This is a genomic window from Komagataeibacter diospyri (assembly GCF_006538165.1).
Lineage (GTDB): Bacteria > Pseudomonadota > Alphaproteobacteria > Acetobacterales > Acetobacteraceae > Komagataeibacter > Komagataeibacter diospyri.
The window spans coordinates 1-14885 of record NZ_BDLU01000071.1; the positions used below are offsets into that span (position 1 = coordinate 1).

Consider the following 14885-nt stretch of genomic DNA (forward strand, 5'->3'; position numbering starts at 1 on the left):
TGACACCTGCGGTTGTGACGCTTTTGCCTGCGGGAGAAGTCATCGCAACCCAGATGCTGACAGGTCTGGACGGTGTTACAGCGCCTGCCGGTCTGGCTTTCGCACTGGATGCGGACTGCAAATATCCGGTCGGCAGCATCTACACGCCGCCTGCCGCTGCGTCCTGATCCCGCGCCCTGACAGTACGCGCCTGCCCGACCGCCCTTGAGGCGGTTTTTTTATGAGAAGATGAATGAGCGAATACATGACACCGGCCGTGCAGGCAGGGCAGGGCGCATCTGTGCGCTGCGCCACGGCAGAAGAAATGGCGCAGGTCCGGGAACGGCTGGCAAAGGTGGAAGGCGGCCATGACAACCTGCGTGATGGCCTGAACACGCTGTCGCGGCAGTTTTCCGACCTGCGCCGCGACCTGACCCGCACCGTGTCTGACAATGCTGCACAGACGCGGCGCGAGATCATGGAACGCGTTGACGACATGACCGACACCGCCACCGCCCGCGACACCGAAATATCCGGCAGGCTGGCCCGGATCGAGGGCGGGCTGAAACTCACATCATGGGTGACGATGACCTTCATCGTGCTGGCCACCGGGCTGCTGGGCTGGGGACAGATTGGCGATGCGGCATGGTCGTTCTGCAAACGCGCATTTGGGTATGGACCATGAACGGACGACTTCCCCGAGGCATCCGCAACAATAACCCCGGCAACCTGGACTATGTGGGGCAGGCCGGGGCACATCTGGAAACGGATGTGGGCAGCCCGCGCTTTGCAGTGTTTCCGACGATGGATGACGGCATCCGGGCATTGCGCGACCAGCTTGTGCGTTACGCCGTGCGCGGTCTGAAAACGGTGGCGGCGATCATCTCGACATACGCGCCCGCGGGCGAGAACGATACCGCCGCCTATATCGCCACATTATGCCGCCAGATGAATGTCGCGCCGGACACGGTGCTGGACATGGACGATCCAGCCATACAGCAGCATATGATCTACGGCATCACGATAATGGAAAACGGGCCGGGCCATATCAGCCTGACACAGATAAACCTCGCACTCCATACCGCATCCGACACGACCGGGACGCTGCTGACATCTGCATCATGGCGCGGCACGGAACACGACCATGCGCCCGGAACGCCACCAGTCAGTGCCGGATGTGGCGGTGGATTCACACTTCCAACCATGGGGCAGGATTAGCGGATGCGGCGCATGTCGCCCGCTCCCCGCAGGCTATCAAGGTGTCATATGAATCCCAAAACCAGATCGGTCACGCTGCTGCTGGCTGCAAATCAGGCCATACGCGGCAATTACGCAAAAATGGGCGGTCTGAGCGCGGCCGTTGTGTTCCTGCTCAACGAAGTGCCGGAGCAATACACGTTCTACGCTTGCGTTTTCGTTATCTCGTGCTCCGTAGCCTCGGCGCTGATAACACCGCCGCATGCAGGCAGCCGGTGGGTCCCAGCCTATCAGCTTATCACCACAATCGGGCTGAACATCGGCTGGGCGGAAAACCACTTCAAGCCCGGACAGTCAGGCGTGCGCGTGCCGCTGGTGGACAAACCCGCGGCAAAACAGGCAGTCGCCTTGGCTGGCATCCCGGTCCTGAACAGGAAGGGCAGACCTGAAACATCGTTGAAATAAGGGAAGACAGCCCCGGCGCTAGGTGGATGGCCGATGCATTCCGGGGCTGCATCCCTGATTGTACGTAACTTCAAGGCAAAAATATGTCTGCCGCCCACAAGGCGGTTTTTTCATTGGAGCATGCCATGCAGAACCTGTCCCGCCGCACTTTCCTGCGCGCGTCTTCCGCCCTGGTCGCCGCTACTGCACTGGTAGCGTGTTCCAGTACCCGGTCCGGCACTACCGCCACGATCACCTTGAACGTGGCCGAGGTCGTGGATTACGGCAACGCGATCCTGTCCTTTGCCAGCACGGCCATCAACGTATCGTTTGTGGCGTCAGCCATGGGGGCGGCAGATCTGGCACTGGCCAGCACGGTGATTGCCTCCCTCAGGGCCGCGCTGGCTGCATTCCAGACCGCAGCCGGCTCCAGCACGTCGGTTGCCTACGACAGTGCCAGCGTCAGGGCGGCGTTCGACAGCATTCTGGCCGATGTGGAAAAGGTGGATACGCTGATTATCGCGGTCATTACCGGCACGGCAGCCAACCTGTCCAGCAGCGTCGTGTCCGAAGCCAGAATGGCGGCAGGGGCGGCGGAGACGCTGATCTCGCTGCTCAGGGCGATGATCGACATGTCAGGCCCGCGTCTGCGCGCCGTGTCGCCCCTGAATGGGGATGCGGCCATCGGGCAGATCGCCATCTTTGCGGCATCCGGGGAATGACTACCCATGCGTTTGCCGGTCTGGGACTGTTCCTGACCGGCGCCGCGTTCTCGCAGGTGCTGGCGTTCGGCATCGCAGCATGGCGGGAGGGACGTCACAGGCGGCGGATTATGGATACACTCGGCCCGCCTGCTCCTGATCCATCGGATCACAACAGCCTGCCTTTGTAATGTCATGCAAATTATCCAGAAATTCCTAGGGACGCTTTCTATCTGTCAATAATTTGCATTTCCCGCTGTCCACCTGCGCATCAGGATGTCGCGTTGGATTTCTTTTTGTGCTCCGGCAGTCGCAATTCGCTGGCCAGAACCCCCGCCACAATGCACGCTGCCCCCGCCACCGATGTCGCGGGCAGCACATCGCCCGCGATCCAGCCGACAATGCCGCCCCATACCGGCTCGCCCGCGTAAATGATGGTGGCGCGGGTGGGGGAAACAGCTTTCTGCGCCCAGTTCATGGCAAGCTGGATCAGAACGCTTGCAGCGCCAAGGCCCACGCCGCCCGCCAGCCATACCCACGAAAACGCGGGGAAATGTTCACCCGCCATCGGCATGGCCAGTAGCGACAGGAGACCTGTCACCACCAGTTGCACCACCGTGATGCGTCGGCTGTCGCCACTGCCGGCGAACCGCCCGATCAGGATGATTTCCCCCATCGTGGCCACGGCCGCCAGCAGGGTCGCGCATTCACCAAGACCAAACCCGCCCGACGCCGCCCCCGTGCCCGACAGCAGCATGAGCCCGCAGAAGGCAAGGCCGATGCCAACCCAGCTCATCAGATGGGGCGGGCGCCGCAGCATCACCCATTGCGCCAGCGGCACCATGGGCACGTACAGTGCGGTCAGGAAGGCGGACCGGCTGCTGCTGATGGTCCGTAATCCATAGGTCTGGCTGACATAGGCCACGCACATGCACAGACCGATTGCAGTGCCTGCACGTATTTCCGCCATTGTCACCCGCCGCAGCGCACGATGAAACATGGCGATGCCCATGAGGGAGGCTGTGACAAAGCGCACCCCAACGAACAGCAGCGGCCCGCAATACTGCTGCGCCTGATGTACTATCAGAAACGTGCCGCCCCAGAAGAAGGTCACGGTCATAAGCGCCACCTCCTGCCGGGAAACACGGATCAGCGATGGCATGACCCGCGTCCCTTCCTGCTGGTGGCCGCGACATGCGCCCGATGCATCATAAACATTTCCATAGGGCTTTTTCCCCGCGCCGGACAGGGGCTGCCCGGCAATGCCTTCCTTGTTGTTTCCATCCCGTTGTGACCCGTGCGTGGCGTACAGGCAACCCCGCCCGCATCTATCGTGTTGATGGAAGGACACTTTGCCACATCACACAGGGACCATGACCGCATATGACCATACAGCCATCATTCACACCGACCACCGTGGGGGAAGGATGGCTGCAACTGGGGGAACTGGCGCTGGCGTTCGTGCTGTCGGCACTGGTGGGGCTGGAGCGGGAGTTCCGGCAGAAAAGTGCCGGGCTGCGCACCTATACGCTGGTCGGGGTGGCGTCGGCGCTGTTCATGCTCGTGTCGAAATACGGGTTCAATAACATTCTCGACAGCGGGCGGGTGGTGCTGGACCCGTCACGTATCGCAGCCCAAGTGGTATCGGGCATCGGGTTCATTGGCGGCGGCGTGATCTTCATGCGCCGCGACGTAGTGCGCGGTCTGACCACGGCGGCGTCCGTATGGCTGACGGCGGCGCTGGGCATGGCGTGCGGGGCGGGGCTGATCGCGCTGGCGGTGGCGACGGCGGTAGGACACTTCATCATCATGCTGGGGTTTCCACGACTGGCGCATCTGGTCCCGCGTGACCATGCGGCGCGCTCGGCCGGGCTGTTCATCTCCTACCCTGATGGGCAGGGCCTGCTGCGCAGCATCCTGATCCGCTGCACGCAGCTACGCTTCACCATCCACCGTGTCCGTATCGAACCACCGGCGGGTGCCACGGTGGATACCGACACATTGCAGGATCTGCATGACCGCCAGCATGATTTGATGTCAGCCCCGGGCCATGATGCCCATGCCACGGTCACGCTGTTCATAAAGGTGCGGGGCAGGCGGCCGCTGTCGCATCTGGTGGCGGCATTGTCGGATATTGATGGCGTGATTGGCGTGGAAACCGAAGAAGCCGACACCGACCCCGACTGAACCGCACCCACAGGACCAGAAGGCACGGACGCGCAGGCCGGGGTAATCAGGTCCGGGATCGTCAGACCGGCAGGCTGACCCCGCCATCAGCCGTGCGTGCCACAGGGGCGGTGGCCACCACCGCGCCAATGGGCAGCGACGCGTACAGGTGGGGGAAAAGCTGCCCCCCGCGTGAAGGTTCCCACCGTACCACCGCCGGGTCCAGCAGGGACAGATCCACCGCCACCAGCACAAGTCCGGATTTCATGCTGAAATGTTTGTCCAGCGTGCCCGCCACCTGTCCGGCGGCCGACAGGTGAATGAACCCGTCCACGATATCGGCGGAAGAGCCGGAAAAGCTGCCCGCACGCGTCAGGGCATCATATTCGTCAGGCGTCAGGATCTTGTATACGATACGATCGGTCATGGAGGCTTTCCTGTCTGCACGGCGCGACCATAGGCCATGAGCGTGGTCCCGCCAACCGGGTCAGCGTGGGACCTGCCGCACGTAATGCCGCCCCGCGCGCAGCACCCATAGCGCGACCAGTGCTATGCCCACGCTCCAGCCCAGTATGGCGTAAGACCCGGCGGTGGACAGCACCACGCCCCCACACAGTGCACCCGCGCCAATGCCAGTGTTGAAGCCGGTGACACAGAACGAACATGCGGCCTCACGCTCCGCCGGAGCCAGTTCGATGGCGTAGCTTTGTGGTGTCAGGTTCAGCAGGGCCGCAACCACGCCCCAGATCACCATGTCCACCCAAACAAGTCCCGGCACCCACCCCGACGCCACCAGCAGCCCGTGGCACAATACCATGGCAATGATGGACTGCCCCATCGTCCTTCCCGCCGACCATGGCAGCCGCCCGCCAATCCAGTTACCGCCAATCCCCGCAACGCCATAGACCAGCAGCAGCAGCGGTACCAGTTTTTCCGGGCTGTGCGGAATGTCGTGCAGCAGCGGGATGATGTAGGTATAGGCCGTGAAATGCGCCATGATGACCAGCATGGTCAGCATGGCGATATAACGCAGCAATGGCTGGCGCAGCAGCAGCATGATGTTGATGTGCCTGCGTTGGGAGGGCAGCGGCGGCAGCAGCGCCAGCAGCCCGGCCATGACCACCAGGGCTGCCACGCCGCATATGATGAACGCCGCCCGCCAGCCCAGCCATTGCCCGATGGCGGATGCCATGGGAATACCACAGGCGAACCCCATGGCCACGCCGGTAAACGCCAGTGCCGTGGCGCGCGTGACCGGCAGTTCGGGCGCCAGCCGGACCGCGACCCCCGATATGATTGACCAGAAAATGCCATGCCCCAGCGCCAGCATGACACGCAGCACCGCCATGACCGCGTAGCTGGTGACAAATGCGCAGGCAATGTCCACCACACCCGCCAGCGCCAGCAGCCCCGCCACCAGCACGCGCCGGTCCATGCCCGATGTCAGCAGCGTAAGCGGGATGGCCGTCAGCGCCACCAGCCATGCATAACCCGTGACCAGCATGCCCACGGAGCCATCAGAAACATTCAGCCCGTGGGCGATGTCCGTCAGCAGGCCAATGGGCAGGACTTCGGTCACCAGCCAGACAAATGCTCCGATCGAGAGCATGCCGATACGCATCATGATTATGGACACCACAGTGGATTACAATGGATGCAGCACCCTGCGCGCAGGCAGTGGTATGCCCGGCCGCTTTAACCCCATCGGGGCGTTACGGAAAGGGGACAATCATGAAATCGTACCGGAAAAGGACGATAGGGGCTGGTCTTTGGCGTCGCGACGCGGCACCCTGTGATCGCCCCGCGCAGCAAGCCGTGCCATGCCCGGGTATCCAGAACAGAGGTCCAAGCGTCGTGATGCGCCCCCAGAATGACAATGCCAGTCCGGCCGTGCTGCATTTTCCACGCCGCAACATTCTTTCGCCACACGAAGCATCGCATTACCTTGGCATTCACCCGTTCCAGCTGCGCGTCATGAGATGGCTGCGTTGCGGACCCAAGCCCATCTCCATCAACCGCCAGGCGCTCTATACCGAAGCCGAACTGCGCAATTTCCGCCTTGGCCTGCTCAGCGCGGTGGGGGTGGAAGAACACGGCGGCCCCTACCGCGAAATACACAGCCGCGCCGTGGCGGAAGCAGTCGGCGAAGAAGGGGAAACTTCTGCGGCAGACCCACTGCTTGTCCTGCTGTCAGCCAACCTGATCCGGCGACGGGCCATGGGGATTTCCCTGTGGGGCATGCTGGTGCTGGGTGTCGGTATCGACCTGATCCTGTTCTGACCGCAGGGCCGCACACGCGACACGCACGGCAGGGCAGGGCAGGGAGCCGGAAACAAAAAAAGGGGCGTCCCATGCCGGGACGCCCCCTTATTCGCGCTACGATCGCTGCAGATTACTGCTGCTGACCTTCGTGGTCATGGTCGTGTTCACCGCCATGCTCACCTTCGTGCTCACGGTCACCGTGTTCGCCATGTTCGCGATCACCGTGTTCGCCGTTCTGGCCGTTTTCTTCATGGTGCTTACCATGATGCTTGCCGTGGTGTTCACCGTGGTGCTCGCCATGACGGCCCTGTTCGTTGTTGTCTTCAGCGTGGGCAACAACCGGCAGGGAAAGACCGAGAACTGCCGCCAGGATAAGGGACTTTTTCATGTATATAATTTCCTTGTTTACCAATCGGGTTTTAGAAAACTGCCAACCCCCTATAAAATAACAACCAGTAGCAAGGAAGCCTTTACCGGTAAATTATTTGTAACAGAATGCATCATACCAGCGATTATCGCAGAACATTGTTGCCTGTACGATATATTATGCTTCCTCATGCATGAAACCGTCTTCAGGGCGGATATGGGCCGCTTCATGCGCACGCACATAGCCGCGCCGGTTTTTCCATGCATGGATCAGGGCTTCGCGCCATTCTTCATGCGGCTCTTTACGGGGTTTGGGGGTAGAGACGGCTTGCGTATTCATGATCCGGAAACCTCCTGAGGGAGCCAGCACAGGCGCGGGCAGGAACAATCTAACAAAAACACCTGGTCATGAATGTGATGATTGTATGAATCCGCCATCACTGCTACGCGACTGCCACATCAACCAGCCCCCTGAATATGCCCAATTATTACCAATAAATTAATCAGAATTACACAAAACTGTCATACGACCGCAGCATAATTAAGGAAATTATTCCTTTCCCATAAATTATTACCACGTGTTCCTGATAACAGCCATTGGCTGTATCTTTTTGTAAAAATGTGATGCCTTTCAGTTCCCGACAATCCAAAAATATTACAACTTTGTAATCTAAAGAAGGCATTATGAAACGTACGGTCATCATGCCTGTACTCGCCGTTGCCGCATCCCTGTCGGCAGCCGCATGGGCACAGTCCTTTTTTTGGTGAGCACCGTGAAGAGTACCACGAAGGCCATTACGGCCGCCGCTAAAACAGCCGTTTCCGTCTGACGGACTGCAAGAAACTGATCCCGGCCATGCCGGGTCTTCCCGTCCTGTCACCCGGTCGGACAACAGGCATGAAAGGCGTATCCAGTCCTGCCCATATTGGGCGGTGAAACCGGATACACCTTTCGCGTCTATGCGGATGCCGCCAGCAGGGGCAGGACGGTATCGGTAACAACTTGCCCGGACAGCGCCACCCGCGCCTGCGATACGTCACTTGACCGTTGTGCCCCGACATCAGCCTGGTTCAGGTGTGCGCGGCGGTAATCCGCTGCCATGTCCTGAAATCCCGCCCCGGTGGAGAACATGATGGTGTGGCTTGCCCTGATTGCAGCAGGCATGTTCGAGGTAATATGAGCCACCATCATGAAGGCTTTACCCGCCTCTGGCCTACGGTGGTTATACTGGTGGCGGCAATGATCACCTTTGGCCTGCTGCTGTGGTCCATGCGCCGATCTATGCGGCGTGGACGGGGAAGCCGGGCGGTGGGGATTTTCCTTGCCGGTATCGTCCAGTTTGGCGAAACCGCCAGCCTGGCCCGCATCATCGCTGCGTTGCTGATCCTGGCTGGCGTGGTCTTCATGAAATCCGCAACCGCGTGAATTCATTCATCCATGTTGCCCGTAGGCGGCGTGGATGAAGATGACGGGGCCGCTCCCCCACCATGCCGGGTGCCGGGTATGTTCGGGTTGCTCGGGTCCTTGCGCGGACAGGGATGGGAATGGCCGTGTCCGGTATCCTGTGTCCGGCACTGGCTTTCCGGGGTATTGGACATGGATGTCGCGCTACCATGTTCGGGCATGGTCTCGACCGGCATTCTGAGGGGTGTGTTGCCCTGTGCATGGGCTGTCGTGTCCACGCATAGCGCGAACGCCACAAGCGACGCGATACGAAGGGGGCGTGCGGTCATTATCGTTCATCCTTGTATGGTAACGTCGCGACACGCGGCGTCGCATTGTAACGCCCGTCATTATTGCCAGTTCTATTTCATATTCATTCCAGACCATATGAAAACGGCTGGCCGCAACCAGCAGTCCCGGCCGGACTAATCGCAACCCCTGCCATGGTGCCACGTTCACCCGCCAACACGACAAACCAGAGTCTGGAGGCATGAAATGACACCTGACAGCAACACCAGAAAGGTCCGTTATGCCGTAATCGGGGGCGGGCAGATTTCCCAGCAGGCCTTCATGCCAGGCATGGCGCGGGCAAAGAATTCCGTGCTGGCCGCACTGGTGACCGGCGACCCGGAAAAGGCCCGCAGGCTGGCAGCGCGCTATGACATCCCGGCCAGTCATTATGATGACCTGCCCACCCTATTGCATTCGGGCAATATCGACGCGGTTTATCTGGCCACCCCCAACGCGCTCCACCGGCAGTATGCGGTGCCCGTGCTGGAGGCAGGGCTGCATCTGCTGCTGGAAAAGCCCATGGCGACCAGTGTTGCGGATTGCGAAGCCATTCTGGACGCGCGCAAACGCGGCGGCGGCAAGCTTATGGTCGCTTACCGCCTGCATTGTGAACCGGGGACGGTGGAGTTGATCTCACGCTGCCGCAACGGGGATTTCGGGCACCTGATGGCCTTCAGTTCCATGTTCGGGCAGAATTTTGCCGAAGCCAATCATCGCGGCCATTCCGGCTACTGGTCCGGGCCGGTGCCCGACATGGGCACCTATCCGCTGAATGCGGTGCGCAACCTGTTTGCACGCGAACCGGTGGAAGTCCACGCCATAGGCACGAAAACGCCGGGGCGGGGCTTCAACTTTGATGATACGGTTTCCGTCACCCTGCGCTTTGCCGAAGGGCGGATGGCATATTTCCTTGTCAGCTATGCCTGCGCGCCGGTCGAGAATTTCTCGCTGGTGGGGGACAGGGGCAGCGTGACCGCCGGCCCGTGTTACATGTTTGGACCCGATACCGGCATTACCTATACCACCAGCATAAACGGCCGCAAGGAAACGCGCCGCCATGATCCGGTGGAGCAGTTTGGTGGGGAAATAGCCTATTTTTCCGATTGTATCCTGCATGATCGCGACCCCGAGCCGGATGGGGAAGAAGGATTACGCGACGTACGTGTCCTGGCTGCAGTGGAGCGCGCGCTACAGACCGGCCAGCCGCAGAAGCTGGATCCCATGCCACCCGCACGCGTGGCGCTGCCCGATCAGATCATGACCCTGCCGCCGGTCCGTGAACCGGGTATTCAGGAGATGATAGGCATTATCCCACAATCAGCCTGACGTGGCATTCCAGAATAAAATTCTGATCAATAAAGAATTTCTGGCTGCCGTCTTTTTTCAAAGAGGCGGCATTCCATGAAGCTTTCCGAAAAAAGCTGTCTCAGAACCGCAGGATGCTCACAGGCAGGCCTTTCAAACAGTTACCTATGTATTCAGGCGTATGATGGTCATCCCGACTGGCCCCGATCCCGGTAAACACCCCTGATCCATGCCAGAGTACCAGCAGGTGGGCGGCCCGTAATAATCGTCCTCGCCCTGGTCGGGCATGGGGACCATGCCGTCAGCCCCACCCGGTGATGGTGCCACCGCGGCAGGAAACCGGTCCCTTTTCATGTCCTGCCCGAAAAAAAACCGCAGTCCACGGCATGAAGCTGCGGCCTGCGGTTATATCCGCCGTAGTTTTTACCCAGCCTACATTTTGGGCAGGTCACCGTAATAGGTATCGACCTGACTTCCGTACTGGCTGTTTGTCCAGTCGGGGGACGTGTCCTCGGCATAGGCAGGGGCGGCCTCAAGCTGTTCGCGCGTCAGGGCAACAATGTAGCCACCACGGTCCTTGTCGTAATGCAGGTTTTTCCACGGCAGGGGATGGTAACTGTTGCCCATGCCGAGGAAGCCGCCAAAACTCATGACGACATACGCAACGTCACCACTGATCTTGTCCACCATGAAATACTTGACCGTGCCGAGTTTTTCACCCGACGGGGAGTACACGGACGTGCCCTCGACCTTGTCGGAAGAAATCAGGTCATGTTTGTCGGTCATGCCGGTGGTTATGGAACCATTTGTCGTATTGTTTGTCATTGAAGCAGACATGATGCTTCTCCTTGAATGTCATGAAGGCCACGCCCCCATCGGGGCGGATCGCACCGGACGGGGGACGGCATTCATGTAGATCAGGCAGGTCGGGCGGAACCCGGTTACAGGTCCCGCCCACCCGGTTACTTACGACTTGCCATGACTATGCTGGCCGCCCTTGCGTCCGGCTTCCGCCGCGCGTTCGGGATCATCCGCAAAGTTGCCCGAACCGTGCTGCGTGGCCTTGTGGGTGCCTGCGGCGTGGGTCGTGGCGGAGGATGTCGATTTTTCCGCCGTATGCCCGCCATGGCTGTGCTGGCCCCCCTTGCGGCCGGCTTCGGCTGCACGTTCCGGATTGTTGGCGAAGTTGCCGGAACTGTGCTGCCCGCCCTTATGCCCGGCTTCGGCCGCGCGGGCAGGGTCGTTGGCAAAGTTGCCGGGATTGTGTGCGGCCCCCCCACCACCACGGCTGTCGGCCGGTGCGAATACGGGCTGGCTGGTGCGTGCGTGCAGGGAGATATGATAACTCATGATCCTCACCTTTCCATATCACAGCGGCTACAGAAGGTCCTTGTTTTTCCCCGGTACCCTGCTGGGCCCCAATGGGGAAGCGACCCCGAAAATGCGCGCTGTGGGAAGATCAACGGCACATCATCCCGACGGTTCCGCAGCAGCCATATAAAATAAACAGGGCGACACCACACTTCATGCAGACACGAAACAGGTCGGTTTCATAATACAATTAAGACCATATACTTTATAATTCCCTTATACGCATCATATACGGATTCAGGTAAAGGAACTGAAGCCGCTTCGTTTGTGCCAGAGATTCGTCATTTTATGGGGAATACAGGGAATATATTTGTTGCACGGCATCATTACTTCTATTCCATATATGCAACATTATGGATGCCACATACGGTCATGCCCGGACGGGACAGGATCCGGGTGGTGTATCCGTGACATGCCACATGTTGCCCCGACGCGGACCGGATACGCAAAGGTCCCTTATCATGACAGACGACCTGCATTTCCCGTGCCGATGCATTTGCCGAAGCCGCCCATGCCAGCATTGGGCAGACGCACAAATACAGTGATGATCCGTATATCGTCCCTCCACGCTGCGTGGCGCGCATGGTGGCGCAGACTGGTGCACGCGACGAAGTCGTGGCCGCCGCCCTGCTGCACGACGTGGTGGAGGACACACCCGTCACCCTGGCAGATATAAAAGCTGCGTTTGGTGCTGACGTGGCGACACTGGTTAAAATGGTGACGGATGTCAGTTGCCCCGCAGATGGTAACGGCAGGCGGCGCAAGACCATGGACCAGACAATCAAGCTGGCTGACCAGATCGACAACACGGCTTCCATCACACGGCACGATCCGGGATTTGCGCGGGTTTACATGCATGAAAAAGAGGGAACTGCTGGATGTGCTGACCCGAGGGGACCAAGAACTGCACCAGCAGGCGGCGGCGCTGGCCGCGCAATACACCCGGCAGGAGTAAAAGGGCAGGGGAAATCATAAACAGGTTTCTGGTGAAACTATGAAAAAAGGCGGCACCCAAAAACTTTCCCGCTTATCAACCAAGCAGCACGGGAATTTCATCGTATGCGCGGTGGCGGGTAAGGATTGAAGAGGTTGCTACGGCCCGGCATACGGCGTGGATCATGCCGGGCATGTTGTGCCTTCGATTTGTGGTCCAGCAGAAAGCGCCGAGATAATCGGATGTGTGCTGCGGGGCGATGGCCTTGTGCGTTGCCTTGAGAGCCGTGCTCAGATTGGCGATGGCGGTGTTGAGGCCGTGGAACGGCGCAGTGCGCTGCCGGGAGGGGCGTTTGCTGCCGCTGACAGTGACCACATGGGATCTCGCGGGTGTGCCGAAAGCCAGAAAAGCCTTCAGGCCATCGGTATGAACCCTGACGGTTGCCGTCAGGCAGGTATCGGCAAATGCCCGCACCGCCCTGCTGGTGAAGCCAGCCACCATCCTCATGGCGACATGGCCCATACGGCCGTCGTCATACCGCTCGGTCGCGGCGATCATCCTGGTCTTGCCTCCCGGACCCGAGCCCTGGTTGCGCTCGCCCCCCAGATAGACATCGTCTGCCTCGACCACGACCGGGGCACCGTCCAGACCTGAACCACCGAGAAGATAACGGGTTTCCCGTTCGGTCATGGCGCGACGCAGGCGTTTGGCGGGATACCACGCCGTCGGATAGCTCACGCCCAGCCGACGGCCCAGTTCGATAGCCGAGACGCCCTGTTTGGTGCTGGTCATGATATGCATGGCCCGGAACCAGGTCGTAAGTGGGAGTTTTGTCCACTCATTACCGTGCCGGCCGTGACCGACCAGCGACGGTTGCAGCGTGTGCACCCTACCCGGCGACCACAGAGGTAATTCCGATCGTGGCCGCAGGACGGGCAGGCCATCAATGCCTCCCGACGCGCCATCAGCAACGCCTCGATACAGGCTTCTTCCGTGCTGTAGAGACGCTCGAACTCAACGTCTGTCAGACCTTTCATGACCTTCAACATCACCAGAACTCCAGCCACTCAAGTTCATATGGGATGTCAAAACACGCCCGGTAAGGCCGTGCTGTCTTGTTGATAAGCGGGAAGTTTCTTTGATTTGCGGTGCAGGCTTCTATGAGAACAATGTCGTGGCGCGGGCTATGCCCGCCACAGTCCCCGTCGAGGTCGGTATCGCGAATGATGCCCGTAATCGTCTAGTGTATCGTCGCAGACGCCGTTTCGCCTGATTCCACAGAAGTCCTCCCTGCCGTTGATATGGTTATGCCCTTCGCTGAAGCATCTGGCGTGATTGATCCTTTCATGCTGGAACTCAGAGACATCAAGCGTCCGGTAGGCATGCCATGAATCCGAATAAACGATTGAAGCCGGTCGTATCTTCCTGCGGATGACCGACATGAGCGTTTGGCTTCCCGTATCGGGGATCATCATGGAGTGGAGGTAGTCACCGTGCTTGAGAAGTCCGGAAACGGCGACCTTTCCGGCAGTAACCAGGCCCTTTTATCTTTGCGATGTCTACTAAAATAGCTCTTATCGACTTCGACCTCTCCCGCAAGCGACGCTTCTAGAGTATTATGCCTGGCAATGATTTCCCGAAGCTTGCGGTAGAACAGGGTCGCTGTATTGCAGTTGATGCCAATGATCTCCGCAGCACTGCGCGCAGGCGTAACCGCCGCCACGTGCTCCAGAATTCCGTTTTTGGATGACAAGTGCCAACCGGCTGCGACGGCGTACTTTCAGATGATATATCAACCCTTTATTGGCTTAACCTATGCCAGCCCCTTATAATTTAAAAAACAGACCCGTTTGATCCAGATGACACGACGGCTGGAAATACCGATCGGCTGTGTGCAAAGTCAGAGGTTACGGAGCGACTTCTGACCCGGACCGGCAGGAGGCGAGTGCGTGTTCCAGATAGAGCCGCAGCAGCGTAACGGCTTCCTCATCCTGGGCAGGGCGAGAAATCGAATGATCCTGTGGCAGGGCAAAGATCGCCTTGACCAGATGCAGCAGCATCACCGCCCGTTCGTCATGCGGGCCCGGAGAGCCACCGAGCCGTGACAACAGCTGGCTCATGCGCCCGATCAGCGCCTTGCGGAGCGTTCCTGTCCCATCTGGCAGGGTAACCCCGCTGTCGATCAGGGAAAGGACGACTGAGCGTTCCGTCCGCAGACGCTGGATAATGTCCAGCAGTCCTTCCGACGCGGCGGTTGGCGATAGCGGCGGATCGCGGTCGATCAGTCCATCCAGAGCATGAAGTAGCCGCGCGCCATAACGTTCGAGCACTGCGGCGGCCAGCACGTTCTTGGTCGGGAAGAAACGGTAAAGCGAACCGATCGCCGTGCTGGAGCGGGCAGCGATCTCGGTCATCGTCGCCGTCA

The 14885-nt window shown here is 59.7% G+C and carries 20 protein-coding genes and 2 pseudogenes; 10 read left to right on the forward strand and 12 right to left on the reverse strand.

Annotated features, from left to right (window positions below; translation table 11 throughout):
• Positions 1–232 precede the first annotated feature (232 nt).
• The 5 genes and pseudogenes from MSKU9_RS16860 to MSKU9_RS18315 all read left to right on the forward strand — a co-directional run bounded on the left by MSKU9_RS16860 (position 233) and on the right by MSKU9_RS18315 (position 2512).
• Positions 233–664, forward strand: a complete 432-nt coding sequence (locus MSKU9_RS16860) for a hypothetical protein (protein ID WP_193557725.1) — start codon at positions 233–235, stop codon at positions 662–664.
• Positions 661–1056, forward strand: a pseudogene (locus MSKU9_RS16865) (structural protein); the annotation flags it as partial. The gene MSKU9_RS16860 and the pseudogene MSKU9_RS16865, both read left to right, overlap by 4 nt.
• Before the next feature lie 261 nt (positions 1057–1317).
• Positions 1318–1641: a hypothetical protein gene (locus MSKU9_RS16870; protein ID WP_141262537.1), complete on the forward strand. Its 324-nt coding sequence runs from the start codon at positions 1318–1320 to the stop codon at positions 1639–1641.
• Positions 1642–1766: 125 nt separating this feature from the next.
• Positions 1767–2342 (forward strand): twin-arginine translocation signal domain-containing protein, encoded by a 576-nt coding sequence (locus tag MSKU9_RS16875; protein WP_141262525.1) that lies wholly within the window; start codon positions 1767–1769, stop codon positions 2340–2342.
• The gene (locus MSKU9_RS18315) at positions 2339–2512 is read left to right on the forward strand and encodes a hypothetical protein (protein ID WP_162851915.1); all 174 of its coding nucleotides are present in this window, start codon (positions 2339–2341) and stop codon (positions 2510–2512) included. Before MSKU9_RS16875 ends, MSKU9_RS18315 begins: the two co-directional genes overlap by 4 nt.
• 80 nt (positions 2513–2592) lie before the next feature.
• Here MSKU9_RS18315 and MSKU9_RS16880 read toward each other — a convergent pair whose 3' ends face one another.
• On the reverse strand, positions 2593–3483 hold the full coding sequence (locus MSKU9_RS16880) for a DMT family transporter (RefSeq protein WP_141262526.1): 891 nt from the start codon (positions 3481–3483) through the stop codon (positions 2593–2595).
• Positions 3484–3704: 221 nt separating this feature from the next.
• On the opposite strand from MSKU9_RS16880, the gene MSKU9_RS16885 reads away from it, so the two are divergent.
• Positions 3705–4508: an MgtC/SapB family protein gene (locus MSKU9_RS16885; RefSeq protein WP_141262527.1), complete on the forward strand. Its 804-nt coding sequence runs from the start codon at positions 3705–3707 to the stop codon at positions 4506–4508.
• A 61-nt stretch (positions 4509–4569) separates the two neighbouring features.
• Here the strand turns inward: MSKU9_RS16885 and MSKU9_RS16890 are convergent, their stop codons facing one another.
• Complete coding sequence (locus MSKU9_RS16890) at positions 4570–4914, reverse strand: DUF952 domain-containing protein (RefSeq protein WP_141262528.1); 345 nt, start codon at positions 4912–4914, stop codon at positions 4570–4572.
• A 60-nt stretch (positions 4915–4974) separates the two neighbouring features.
• Positions 4975–6111 (reverse strand): MFS transporter, encoded by a 1137-nt coding sequence (locus tag MSKU9_RS16895; RefSeq protein ID WP_227000758.1) that lies wholly within the window; start codon positions 6109–6111, stop codon positions 4975–4977.
• A gap of 233 nt (positions 6112–6344) precedes the next feature.
• Between MSKU9_RS16895 and MSKU9_RS16900 the strand changes: the two genes are divergently transcribed.
• Positions 6345–6767, forward strand: coding sequence for a hypothetical protein (locus MSKU9_RS16900; RefSeq protein WP_141262538.1), 423 nt, complete (start codon positions 6345–6347; stop codon positions 6765–6767).
• A gap of 112 nt (positions 6768–6879) precedes the next feature.
• Here the strand turns inward: MSKU9_RS16900 and MSKU9_RS17960 are convergent, their stop codons facing one another.
• From MSKU9_RS17960 to MSKU9_RS18160, 3 genes are all read right to left on the reverse strand, one after another.
• Positions 6880–7137: a hypothetical protein gene (locus MSKU9_RS17960; RefSeq protein ID WP_154670686.1), complete on the reverse strand. Its 258-nt coding sequence runs from the start codon at positions 7135–7137 to the stop codon at positions 6880–6882.
• A gap of 156 nt (positions 7138–7293) precedes the next feature.
• Positions 7294–7455, reverse strand: coding sequence for a hypothetical protein (locus MSKU9_RS18320; RefSeq protein WP_162851916.1), 162 nt, complete (start codon positions 7453–7455; stop codon positions 7294–7296).
• Positions 7456–8073: 618 nt separating this feature from the next.
• A complete protein-coding gene (locus MSKU9_RS18160) occupies positions 8074–8307 on the reverse strand; it encodes a hypothetical protein (protein WP_162515754.1) in 234 nt (77 codons plus the stop codon).
• Here MSKU9_RS18160 and MSKU9_RS16920 point away from each other — a divergent pair.
• Positions 8293–8541, forward strand: a complete 249-nt coding sequence (locus MSKU9_RS16920) for a DMT family transporter (protein ID WP_227002557.1) — start codon at positions 8293–8295, stop codon at positions 8539–8541. The two genes, MSKU9_RS18160 and MSKU9_RS16920, sit on opposite strands and share 15 nt — an antisense overlap.
• 2 nt (positions 8542–8543) lie before the next feature.
• Here the strand turns inward: MSKU9_RS16920 and MSKU9_RS16925 are convergent, their stop codons facing one another.
• Positions 8544–8849 carry a hypothetical protein gene (locus tag MSKU9_RS16925; protein ID WP_141262531.1) on the reverse strand — a complete coding sequence of 102 codons (306 nt, stop codon included), beginning with the start codon at positions 8847–8849 and terminating at the stop codon, positions 8544–8546.
• A 205-nt stretch (positions 8850–9054) separates the two neighbouring features.
• Here MSKU9_RS16925 and MSKU9_RS16930 point away from each other — a divergent pair, with 205 nt between their 5' ends.
• Entirely contained in the window at positions 9055–10176 is a 1122-nt protein-coding gene (locus MSKU9_RS16930) for a Gfo/Idh/MocA family protein (RefSeq protein WP_141262532.1), read from the forward strand.
• A 411-nt stretch (positions 10177–10587) separates the two neighbouring features.
• Here MSKU9_RS16930 and MSKU9_RS16935 read toward each other — a convergent pair whose 3' ends face one another.
• Positions 10588–10980: a PRC-barrel domain-containing protein gene (locus MSKU9_RS16935; protein ID WP_141262539.1), complete on the reverse strand. Its 393-nt coding sequence runs from the start codon at positions 10978–10980 to the stop codon at positions 10588–10590.
• A 141-nt stretch (positions 10981–11121) separates the two neighbouring features.
• Positions 11122–11505 carry a con-10 family general stress protein gene (locus tag MSKU9_RS16940; RefSeq protein WP_141262533.1) on the reverse strand — a complete coding sequence of 128 codons (384 nt, stop codon included), beginning with the start codon at positions 11503–11505 and terminating at the stop codon, positions 11122–11124.
• Between the two features lie 498 nt (positions 11506–12003).
• Here MSKU9_RS16940 and MSKU9_RS16945 point away from each other — a divergent pair, with 498 nt between their 5' ends.
• Entirely contained in the window at positions 12004–12501 is a 498-nt protein-coding gene (locus MSKU9_RS16945) for an HD domain-containing protein (protein ID WP_227002560.1), read from the forward strand.
• Positions 12502–12556: 55 nt separating this feature from the next.
• On the opposite strand, the pseudogene MSKU9_RS16950 reads toward MSKU9_RS16945, so the two are convergent.
• The 3 genes and pseudogenes from MSKU9_RS16950 to MSKU9_RS16960 all read right to left on the reverse strand — a co-directional run.
• Positions 12557–13527, reverse strand: a pseudogene (locus tag MSKU9_RS16950) (IS1595 family transposase).
• A gap of 117 nt (positions 13528–13644) precedes the next feature.
• Complete coding sequence (locus tag MSKU9_RS18970) at positions 13645–13998, reverse strand: transposase (RefSeq protein ID WP_141262540.1); 354 nt, start codon at positions 13996–13998, stop codon at positions 13645–13647.
• A gap of 369 nt (positions 13999–14367) precedes the next feature.
• On the reverse strand, positions 14368–14885 hold a 518-nt coding region (locus tag MSKU9_RS16960; protein ID WP_141262535.1), incomplete at its 5' end, for a TetR/AcrR family transcriptional regulator.

Excerpts from the sequence above, each read along its gene's own strand:
- MSKU9_RS16860 (WP_193557725.1), top strand. The coding sequence starts at position 233 with ATGAGCGAATACATGACACCGGCCGTGCAGGCAGGGCAGGGCGCATCT.
- MSKU9_RS16870 (WP_141262537.1), top strand. The coding sequence starts at position 1,318 with ATGGGCGGTCTGAGCGCGGCCGTTGTGTTCCTGCTCAACGAAGTGCCG.
- MSKU9_RS16875 (WP_141262525.1), top strand. The coding sequence starts at position 1,767 with ATGCAGAACCTGTCCCGCCGCACTTTCCTGCGCGCGTCTTCCGCCCTG.
- MSKU9_RS18315 (WP_162851915.1), top strand. The coding sequence starts at position 2,339 with ATGACTACCCATGCGTTTGCCGGTCTGGGACTGTTCCTGACCGGCGCC.
- MSKU9_RS16880 (WP_141262526.1), bottom strand. The coding sequence starts at position 3,483 with ATGCCATCGCTGATCCGTGTTTCCCGGCAGGAGGTGGCGCTTATGACC.
- MSKU9_RS16885 (WP_141262527.1), top strand. The coding sequence starts at position 3,705 with ATGACCATACAGCCATCATTCACACCGACCACCGTGGGGGAAGGATGG.
- MSKU9_RS16890 (WP_141262528.1), bottom strand. The coding sequence starts at position 4,914 with ATGACCGATCGTATCGTATACAAGATCCTGACGCCTGACGAATATGAT.
- MSKU9_RS16895 (WP_227000758.1), bottom strand. The coding sequence starts at position 6,111 with ATGATGCGTATCGGCATGCTCTCGATCGGAGCATTTGTCTGGCTGGTG.
- MSKU9_RS16900 (WP_141262538.1), top strand. The coding sequence starts at position 6,345 with ATGCGCCCCCAGAATGACAATGCCAGTCCGGCCGTGCTGCATTTTCCA.
- MSKU9_RS17960 (WP_154670686.1), bottom strand. The coding sequence starts at position 7,137 with ATGAAAAAGTCCCTTATCCTGGCGGCAGTTCTCGGTCTTTCCCTGCCG.
- MSKU9_RS18320 (WP_162851916.1), bottom strand. The coding sequence starts at position 7,455 with ATGAATACGCAAGCCGTCTCTACCCCCAAACCCCGTAAAGAGCCGCAT.
- MSKU9_RS16920 (WP_227002557.1), top strand. The coding sequence starts at position 8,293 with ATGAGCCACCATCATGAAGGCTTTACCCGCCTCTGGCCTACGGTGGTT.
- MSKU9_RS18160 (WP_162515754.1), bottom strand. The coding sequence starts at position 8,307 with ATGATGGTGGCTCATATTACCTCGAACATGCCTGCTGCAATCAGGGCA.
- MSKU9_RS16925 (WP_141262531.1), bottom strand. The coding sequence starts at position 8,849 with ATGACCGCACGCCCCCTTCGTATCGCGTCGCTTGTGGCGTTCGCGCTA.
- MSKU9_RS16930 (WP_141262532.1), top strand. The coding sequence starts at position 9,055 with ATGACACCTGACAGCAACACCAGAAAGGTCCGTTATGCCGTAATCGGG.
- MSKU9_RS16935 (WP_141262539.1), bottom strand. The coding sequence starts at position 10,980 with ATGACAAACAATACGACAAATGGTTCCATAACCACCGGCATGACCGAC.
- MSKU9_RS16940 (WP_141262533.1), bottom strand. The coding sequence starts at position 11,505 with ATGAGTTATCATATCTCCCTGCACGCACGCACCAGCCAGCCCGTATTC.